Here is a 3,128-nt window from a genome sequence, read left to right as displayed (position 1 = left end):
TTGTTTCGAGATTGTATTGAGACATCCGTTTTTGGCAGACCTGGCAGCGACCTACTCTCCCAAGCCTTAAGACTTAGTACCATTGGCGCGGAAGCATTTGACGGTCGAGTTCGGGATGGGATCGGGTCCTGGGCGCTTCGCAAGAACCACCAGGTCAGCGAAAAACGGATGGTGAAGATCTGGTTAATGTTGGTTGTTCCAACGCTTTCCCATGCAAGAAGCGTTGGTTGGTGTATTTCTGAGCGATCGTTAGATCAATGCGGACATTGATTAATGAGAACGATCAAGCCAATCGAGCTATTAGTACCGGTAAGCTTCACACATTGCTGCGCTTCCACACCCGGCCTATCGACGTGGTGGTCTTCCACGGCTCTCAAGGGAATACTCGTTTTGAAGGAGGCTTCCTGCTTAGATGCTTTCAGCAGTTATCCCGTCCGAACTTAGCTACCCTGCAATGCGGCTGGCGCCACAACAGGTCCACCAGAGGTTCGTCCAACCCGGTCCTCTCGTACTAGGGTCAGCTCTTCTCAATATTCCTACACCCACGGCAGATAGGGACCGAACTGTCTCACGACGTTCTAAACCCAGCTCACGTACCACTTTAAATGGCGAACAGCCATACCCTTGGGACCTGCTCCAGCCCCAGGATGTGATGAGCCGACATCGAGGTGCCAAACAATGCCGTCGATATGGACTCTTGGGCATTATCAGCCTGTTATCCCCAGCGTACCTTTTATTCGTTGAGCGATGGCCCTTCCACGCGGGACCACCGGATCACTATGACCGACTTTCGTCTCTGCTCGACTTGTCAGTCTCGCAGTCAGGCAGGCTTATGCCATTGCACTCAGCGAACGATTTCCGACCGTTCTGAGCCCACCATCGCGCGCCTCCGTTACTCTTTGGGAGGCGACCGCCCCAGTCAAACTACCCACCATACGCTGTCCCGGACACTGTTATGCCGCGGTTAGACATCTATGACGATAAGGGTGGTATCTCATCTTGCGGCTCCACCAGAGCTGGCGCCCTGGCTTCAAAGCCTACCACCTATCCTGCACATGCCGACACAAATGCCAGCGTAAAGCTATAGTAAAGGTGCATGGGGTCTTTCCGTCTGACCGCAGGAACCCCGCATCTTCACGGGGAATTCAATTTCGCTGAGTCTATACTGGAGACAGTGGGGAAGTCGTTACGCCATTCGTGCAGGTCGGAACTTACCCGACAAGGAATTTCGCTACCTTAGGACCGTTATAGTTACGGCCGCCGTTTACCGGGGCTTCATTTCAAAGCTTGCACCTCTCCATTTAACCTTCCGGCACCGGGCAGGCGTCAGACCCTATACGTCGTATTGCTACTTCGCAGAGCCCTGTGTTTTTAGTAAACAGTCGCCACCCCCTCTTTTGTGCCACTCCACAACGGTTGCCCGCTGGGAAGTCACGCTTATCCCGAAGTTACGCGTGCAATTTGCCGAGTTCCTTCAGTATAGTTCTCTCAAGCGCCTTGGTATACTCTACCAGTCCACCTGTGTCGGTTTAGGGTACGGTCAATATCGATGGAGCTATTTCCAGGAACCGGCTCATCGCACCCCCAATCCAATAAGGGGATACGAACCTGCGCGATCCGTCACTACCATCTGGTTCACGAATATTAACGTGATTCCCATCGGCTACGCATTTCTGCCTCACCTTAGGGGCCGACTAACCCTGCGCTGATTAGCATTGCGCAGGAACCCTTGGACTTTCGGCGAAAGTGTCTCTCACACTTTTTGTCGCTACTCATGTCATCATTCGCACTTCCGATACCTCCACGGCCCCTCACAGGTACCGCTTCGCAGGCTTACGGAACGCTCCGCTACCGCTTGCACGTAAACGTGCAAACCCTAAGCTTCGGTGGATAGTTTTAGACCCGTTACATCTTCGCCGCAGGAACGCTTGACCAGTGAGCTGTTACGCTATCTTTAAAGGATGGCTGCTTCTAAGCCAACCTCCTGGTTGTCTAAGCATTCCCACATGCTTTCCCACTTAACTATCACTTGGGGACCTTAGCTGTAGGTTAGGGCTGTTTCCCTTTTGACGACGGACCTTAGCACCCGCCGTCTGTCTCCCGGATATCACTTGTGGGTATTCGGAGTTTGGTTAGGTTTGGTAAGTCGGTGAGACCCCCTAGCCCATCCAGTGCTCTACCCCCCACAGTGTTCGTCCGAGGCGATACCTAAATATCTTTCGCGGAGAACCAGCTATTTCCAAGTTTGATTGGCCTTTCACCCCTAGGAACAAGTCATCCCCGTAATTTTCAACTTACGTGGGTTCGGCCCTCCAGTTGGTGTTACCCAACCTTCAGCCTGCTCATACCTAGATCACTTGGTTTCGGGTCTAATCCAACTAACTTAACGCCCTATTCAGACTCGCTTTCGCTGCGCCTACACCTAACGGCTTAAGCTTGCTAGTTAGACTAAGTCGATGACCCATTATACAAGAGGTACGCCGTCACCCTTGCGGGCTCCGACTGTTTGTATGCATCCAGTTTCAGGAACTATTTCACTCCCCTCGTCGGGGTGCTTTTCACCTTTCCCTCACGGTACTTGTTCGCTATCGGTCGTGCACGAGTACTTAGGCTTGGATAGTGGTCTACCCATGTTCAGACAGAATTTCACGTGTTCCGCCTTACTCGAGGACCTCAATGCTTTCTACCGGTACGGGGCTATCACCCACTATGGCCAACATTTCCATGTTGTTCCCGTTCTTACAAAGAGGCCACTGGCCTGGTCCGCGTTCGCTCGCCACTACTAACGGAGTCTCGGTTGATGTCCTTTCCTCTGGGTACTTAGATGTTTCAGTTCCCCAGGTTAGCTCCCTTGCGGGTGACCTAAATGGTCGGGTTTCCCCATTCGGAAATCATCGGATCAAAGCTTATTCGCAGCTCCCCGACGCTTATCGCAGCGTATTACGTCCTTCATCGCCTGTGCACGCCAAGGCATCCACTAGATGCACTTAAGACGCTTGATCGTTCTCATTATCAATGCCCGCAACTTCAACAACACCAGCCCCTCTTGAAGGCCGATGTCTCAATCATCGGGATTGTTTGCTCCGGCGCATCCGCGCCGGTTACCGACGCATATGCGTCAGTGGTTT

General features: G+C 52.6%; 2 rRNA genes. Both read right to left on the bottom strand.

The window, feature by feature from the left end:
* Positions 1-38: 38 nt before the first annotated feature.
* A 5S ribosomal RNA gene (gene rrf, locus AC3YMN_RS19275) occupies positions 39-154 on the bottom strand.
* Positions 155-279: 125 nt separating this feature from the next.
* Positions 280-3,002, bottom strand: a 23S ribosomal RNA gene (locus tag AC3YMN_RS19270).
* Positions 3,003-3,128 lie beyond the last annotated feature (126 nt).

The organism is Devosia sp. Z11_6, from assembly GCF_058133665.1.
This window is presented reverse-complemented; position numbering and strand designations above follow the sequence as displayed.